Genomic DNA, 5,841 nt, shown 5'->3' on the forward strand with positions numbered 1-5,841 from the left:
TCACCCGTCAGCTGCATACCGTCACCCGAGTCACCCGCGAACCGGATGATCACCCGGTCCAGACGGCGGACCTCTTTTTCCGTGGACGGTTTGCGCTGTTCACCGACAACGTCACCGACCACGGCACCGTCGGTCTGCTCGGCTGGGCTACTGACCTGGCTGGTCACTGAACTGGACCTCCCTCGAGGCTGTGGCACGGAAGTGACCGGCCGACCGGTCCTCCCAGGGCCACCCTACGTCGGTAAGGGTCGCCTTCCCTGGGGTGGTCAGATAGTGGACGGTCAAATGAGACGCGCGGATGCCCGACTTCGTCCCTGTTTCCGCCCCCATGAGATCACCCCCGGCCCCTTCGCTGAAGACGCTCTCTGCTCATCCTTTGGTTCTGGTCCTCCGGTCCCGCCTGGGTTTTCGCCCCCGGTCCCGGCCGACTCCGCTCTCGTATCTGACAGGGTGTCAGGTCGCTACGAATTGAGGTAGGTGAGGACCGCCAGTACGCGACGGTGATCCCCGTCACTAGGTGAGAGACCGAGCTTCAGGAAGATATTGCTGACGTGCTTCTCGACTGCTCCGTCGCTCACCACAAGCTGCCGCGCGATCGCCGAGTTCGTACGGCCCTCGGCCATCAGCCCGAGTACCTCGCGCTCGCGTGGCGTAAGCCCGGCGAGCACATCCTGCTTACGGCTGCGGCCGAGCAACTGCGCGACCACCTCGGGGTCGAGGGCGGTGCCGCCCTGGGCGACGCGTACGACGGCGTCGACGAACTCCCGTACCTCCGCGACCCGGTCCTTGAGCAGATAGCCGACGCCGCGGCTCGAACCCGCGATCAGCTCCGTGGCGTACTGCTCCTCCACGTACTGCGAAAGCACCAGGACACCGAGGTCCGGGTGCTTTCCCCGCAGGTGGACGGCGGCGCGGACGCCCTCGTCGGTATGGGTCGGCGGCATCCGCACGTCGGCGACGACCACGTCCGGCAGCGCGTTCTGCGCGGCCAGCTCGCCGATGGTCTTGATCAGTGCGTCCCCGTCGCCGACGCCGGCCACGACGTCATGCCCACGGTCGGTCAGCAACCGGGTCAGGCCCTCCCTGAGCAGCACTGAATCCTCGGCGATGACCACGCGCACTCTGTCCTCCACGATCCGTCCGTCCCCCCGGCCTTCACAGCACTTGCTTGTACGTCCAGCATCCCAGGGTTCGGGGGGATCTGCGGTCGCCTTGGGCACGCGGGCTTGCCGGCCTGGGGCGGGTGGGGCTGGACGTGGGTGTGCGGCCGGTGCCCATGGGGGCGGCCGGACGTGGGTGTGGGGCCCGCCCCCTTCCGGGCGCGGGCCGCGGTCGGCGGGGTCTCAGCCCCGCCAGGGCAGCTCCGCCGTGATCGAGGTCGGTCCGCCCTTGGGCGAATCCACGGCGAGCACACCGTCCACCGCGTCCAGCCGCTCCGCGAGCCCGCTGAGCCCGGAGCCCTGCCCGAGCCCGGCCCCGCCGATCCCGTCGTCCATGACCTGCAGCATCAGCCGGTTCTCCGAACGCCACACATCGACCGTGGCCCGCCGCGCCTTGGAGTGCTTGCTCACGTTCTGCAGCAGCTCCGAGACCGTGAAGTACGCGATGCCCTCGATGGCCGCCGCCGGCCGGTACGGCAGATCGACCTCGACCTGCACCGGCACCGTGCACCGCGCGGCCAGCGAGGAGAGTGCGGCGTCGAGACCCCGGTCGGTGAGCACCGCGGGGTGGATCCCGCGGGCCAGATCGCGCAGCTCCTGCAGCGCGGTCTTCACCTCGCCGTGCGCCTCGTCGACCATCCGGGCCGCGGCCTGCGGGTCCTCCCTGAGCTTCTCCTTGGCCAGACCGAGGTCCATCGCCAGGGTCACCAGACGGGCCTGGGCGCCGTCGTGCAGATCGCGCTCGATCCGCCGCAGGTCCGCCGCCGCCGTGTCCACGACCACACCGCGGTCCGACTCCAGCTCCACGACCCGGGTGACCAGGCGGGACGGGCCGAGCAGACCGAGCACCATCAGCCGGTCCACGCTGGTCAGGGCGCGGATGATCCAGGGCGTCATCAGCGTGATCAGCAGACCGATCAGACAGGTGACGAGGATCTCGAACGGGTTGTCCAGATAGAACTGGTGGTTCTCGTCCCCGTACAGCTGGAGGCCGCCCTGCCCGGTGTACATCGGGAAGACCCACTGCCACACCGGATAGGTGAACAGGCTCCACCCGACGGTCCAGAACGTCACCGACACCACGAAGCCGAAGATCGCCCAGGGGAAGTGCAGGAGCGCGTACAGCACATGCCGCCAGGACGCGCCGCTCTTGAGCACCGCGCCCATCCACGACATCGCGCCCTGCTTCTTCTGCCGCAGCGGCTCCGGGCTCTCCACGTCCAGGTGCAGCAGCCCGCGGGCCCGCGCCCGCTCGACGGCGCCGAGTCCGCGCAGTCCGGCGAGGCCGGCCGCGAGCACCGGGATGCCGAGGAAGGTGATCAGGAGGCCGGCGCCGACCGAGACCATCGTGACGGCGTACGTGAAGGTCAGGATGGACATCGGCAGGCTGAGCAGCAGATAGCCGAACTCCCGCCAGGTCCGCGCCTCGATCGGCGCACGCAGAGCGGGGGGCAGGAAATGACGCCGCGCGGGCTCGCGGCGGTCCGGGACGTTCGGGTAGTCGTCCTCATCCGCGAACTGGGACCAGGTCCGGTGTCCGTATTCGGTCGCCATCTGCGTCGTCCGTTCTCCTAGTTGCGCTCTGCTGCGGCTCTTCAAGCCTCCCGTCCGGGGGCCCCGGAGACCATGCGGCCCGTCTCCGTTTCGACCCGGGGGTTTTCCCTACCTCCGGGCTCCGGACCTCTGGGCTCCGTGCTCCGGCTCGACCCAGGACCTGATGCACAGGTCAGTCCCTAGCCCCGGTCCCGGTCCCGGTCCCGCCACGGCACCTCGGCCGTCACCGTCGTGGGTCCACCCTGAGGCGAATCCACCACGAACAGCCCGTCCACCGCCCCGAGCCGCTCAGTGAGCCCCGCGAGGCCCGTACCGCCGTCGAGGTTCGCGCCCCCGTGACCGTCGTCGCCGACCTGGACCAGGAGACGGGTGTCGGACCGCCACACATCCACCGTCGCCGTACGCGCGCCGCTGTGCTTGCTCACGTTCTGCAGCAGCTCCGAGACCGTGAAGTACGCGATGCCCTCGACCGCCTGCGCCGGCCGCTCGGCCAGATCGACCGTGACCTTCACCGGCACGGTGCACCGGGACGCCACGGAGGAGAGCGCCGCGTCCAGGCCGCGGTCGGTGAGGATCGCGGGGTGGATGCCGCGGGCCAGATCGCGCAGCTCCTGCAGAGCGAGCTTCACCTCGCCGTGCGCCGCCTCGACCATGTCGGCCACGGTGTCGTCGGCCTGGCCCTCGAGCAGCTTCTCCTTGGCCAGACCGAGGCCCATCGCCAGATTGACGAGCCGGGCCTGGGCGCCGTCGTGCAGATCGCGTTCGATCCGCCGCAGGTCCGCCGCCGCGGTGTCGATCACGACACCCCGGTCCGATTCCAGCTCGGCGATCCGCCGCTCCAACTCGTCGGAGGGCGACAGGAGTCCGCGCACCATCGCCCGGTCCGCGTTGGTCAGCGCCCGCGCGATGAACGGCAGCACCGGCCACAACACGAACAGCGACACCAGCGTCACGGCGAAGGTGAAGACACCCCACGGCAACCGTATGAACGCGTACAGGACCGTACGCCAGCCCACCGGGTCCTTCAGCCCGTTCCACACCCGGGCCATCAGGCCGTCGCCGTGGCGTGGCAGCGGGCTCGGCTCCTCGATCCGCACCCCGAGCATCCGCCGGGCCCGGCCGCGCTCCCAGCGGCCGAGCAGCCGGGCGCCGGCCAGACCGAGGGCGAGCACCGGCAGGCCGATCACCGTCACGGACAGCAGCCCGCCGGTGAACAGCACGGTCACCACGTACACAAAGCCGATCAGCGAGAGCGGAAAGTTGATCAGCAGATGGGCGATCTCCTTCCAGGTCTGCCCGTCGAAGGCGAAACGTGCGGGCGGCAGGCGGTCAGGCCCTCGCTGTACGGCGGTACGTGTGGTCATGCCGCCAAGCGTGCCGCGTCGCGCGCGCCCCCGCCATGAGGTCCGCCGCCCGGATCAACTGGGGAAAACCCCACCTCCGTGCCGACGGCCTGCTCACCCCTGGAGAGGCAACCCCTAGACTCCCGTGCGTACAGATCGTCGAACGGGGCGCAGACAGCTGCAGCGAGATGAGGGAGCGAGGTCCGGACGTGCCGGAGCCAACGGGTAGTTCACCGCTTCTCGCCGCCGATTACTTCGACAGTTATTCGGTAGTGGGGCTGCTCGCCGTAGTCGGCGTTCTCTTCGTCGCGGTCGCGTTCGGCGCGGGCAAGCTGCTTCGACCTGTCGTACCGACGCAGGAGAAGTTCCTGACGTACGAGTGCGGAGTCGACCCCGTGGGCGAAGGCTGGGCCCACACGCAGGTCCGCTACTACGTCTACTCGTTCCTGTACGTGATCTTCGCCGTGGACTCCATCTTCCTGTTCCCCTGGGCCACGGTCTTCGCCAAGGCCGGATACGGCGCGACGACGCTGGTGGAGATGTTCCTCTTCCTCGGCTTCCTCGCCATCGGGCTGCTGTACGCATGGAAGAAGGGCGTCCTCGCATGGACGTGACACCCGCCCCTGTGACCCCCGCCCCCGTGACCCCCGGGCCCGTGGATCTGCCGGCGCCGAAGCTGGGCCCGCTGGCCCGGCTCGCGCCGCAGCCCATGAAGGTGGTCCTCAACTGGGGCCGCCGCTACAGCCTGTGGGTCTTCAACTTCGGCCTCGCCTGCTGCGCCATCGAGTTCATCGCCGCGTCCATGGCCCGCCATGACTTCATCCGGCTCGGTGTGATCCCGTTCGCGCCGGGCCCGCGCCAGGCGGACCTGATGATCGTCTCCGGCACGGTGACGGACAAGATGGCGCCCGCGGTGAAGCGCCTGTACGAGCAGATGCCCGAGCCCAAGTACGTGATCTCCTTCGGCGCCTGCTCCAACTGCGGCGGCCCGTACTGGGATTCGTACTCCGTGACGAAGGGTGTCGACCAGATCATCCCCGTCGACGTGTACGTGCCCGGCTGCCCGCCCCGGCCCGAGGCGCTGCTTCAGGGGATTCTCAAGCTGCAGGAGAAGATCGCGCGCGAGTCGCTCGGCGAGCGCTATGCGCCGGCCTCGGCGGCGGCGCTCCAGAGCGGTCTGGTTTCGCCGCCCCCGGCCCCGGCTTCGGTCCCGGCCTCGGACCCGGCCTCGGCCTCGGACTCGGCTTCGGCTTCGGGGGAGGGCGCGCGGTGACCGGATGGCTCCCTGGTGAGGTGACCGAGCTTTTCGGTCCGGACGCGACGGCCGAGGAGGCGTACGACCTGCTGACGGTCGACGTGCCCGCCGGCTCCTGGACCGCCGCGCTGACCGTGGCGCGCGATCGGCTGGGCTGTACGTATTTCGACTGGCTGAGCGCCGTCGACGAGCCGGGCACCGGCTTCCGTATCTGCGCCCATGTGGCCGCGCTGCATCCCGTACGCCGCCTTCTCGTCCGTACGACGATCCCGCACGAGGCCGCGACGCTGGCCTCGGCGATCGGGGTGTACGCGGGGGCCGGGTGGCACGAGCGCGAGACGCACGAGATGTTCGGCGTCGATTTCACCGGGCACCCCGGCCTCGACCCGCTGCTGCTGCCCGACACCTTCGAGGGGCATCCGCTGCGCAAGGACTTCGTCCTCGCGGCACGGGTCGTGAAGGCGTCCGTGCTCATCGCCCGCGAGCTCGGGATGCCGGACGACCGTGTGGAGGTGCTGCGGTTCGCCGG

General features: G+C 69.8%; 6 protein-coding genes. 3 read left to right on the forward strand and 3 right to left on the reverse strand.

The window, feature by feature from the left end:
- Nucleotides 1–461: 461 nt before the first annotated feature.
- The 3 genes from JAO81_RS41345 to JAO81_RS41355 all read right to left on the reverse strand — a co-directional run bounded on the left by JAO81_RS41345 (nt 462) and on the right by JAO81_RS41355 (nt 4,078).
- Complete coding sequence (locus JAO81_RS41345; protein WP_307814230.1) at nt 462–1,121, reverse strand: response regulator transcription factor; 660 nt, start codon at nt 1,119–1,121, stop codon at nt 462–464.
- A 222-nt stretch (nt 1,122–1,343) separates the two neighbouring features.
- Nucleotides 1,344–2,714: a sensor histidine kinase gene (locus JAO81_RS41350; protein WP_199553162.1), complete on the reverse strand. Its 1,371-nt coding sequence runs from the start codon at nt 2,712–2,714 to the stop codon at nt 1,344–1,346.
- A gap of 179 nt (nt 2,715–2,893) precedes the next feature.
- Entirely contained in the window at nt 2,894–4,078 is a 1,185-nt protein-coding gene (locus JAO81_RS41355; RefSeq protein WP_199553163.1) for a sensor domain-containing protein, read from the reverse strand.
- Nucleotides 4,079–4,245: 167 nt separating this feature from the next.
- On the opposite strand from JAO81_RS41355, the gene JAO81_RS41360 reads away from it, so the two are divergent.
- The 3 genes from JAO81_RS41360 to JAO81_RS41370 all read left to right on the forward strand — a co-directional run.
- Entirely contained in the window at nt 4,246–4,671 is a 426-nt protein-coding gene (locus JAO81_RS41360) for an NADH-quinone oxidoreductase subunit A (RefSeq protein WP_165336459.1), read from the forward strand.
- The gene (locus JAO81_RS41365; protein WP_199553164.1) at nt 4,662–5,330 is read left to right on the forward strand and encodes an NADH-quinone oxidoreductase subunit B; all 669 of its coding nucleotides are present in this window, start codon (nt 4,662–4,664) and stop codon (nt 5,328–5,330) included. The genes JAO81_RS41360 and JAO81_RS41365 overlap by 10 nt, the downstream gene beginning before the upstream one ends.
- 20 nt (nt 5,331–5,350) lie before the next feature.
- Nucleotides 5,351–5,841: NADH-quinone oxidoreductase subunit C (locus tag JAO81_RS41370; RefSeq protein ID WP_374194423.1), on the forward strand; the 491-nt coding region annotated here is incomplete at its 3' end.

This window comes from Streptomyces sp. N35, from assembly GCF_016464295.1.
GTDB lineage: Bacteria > Actinomycetota > Actinomycetes > Streptomycetales > Streptomycetaceae > Streptomyces.

Excerpts from the sequence above, each read along its gene's own strand:
- JAO81_RS41360 (WP_165336459.1), top strand. The coding sequence starts at position 4,246 with ATGAGGGAGCGAGGTCCGGACGTGCCGGAGCCAACGGGTAGTTCACCG.
- JAO81_RS41350 (WP_199553162.1), bottom strand. The coding sequence starts at position 2,714 with ATGGCGACCGAATACGGACACCGGACCTGGTCCCAGTTCGCGGATGAG.
- JAO81_RS41365 (WP_199553164.1), top strand. The coding sequence starts at position 4,662 with ATGGACGTGACACCCGCCCCTGTGACCCCCGCCCCCGTGACCCCCGGG.
- JAO81_RS41355 (WP_199553163.1), bottom strand. The coding sequence starts at position 4,078 with ATGACCACACGTACCGCCGTACAGCGAGGGCCTGACCGCCTGCCGCCC.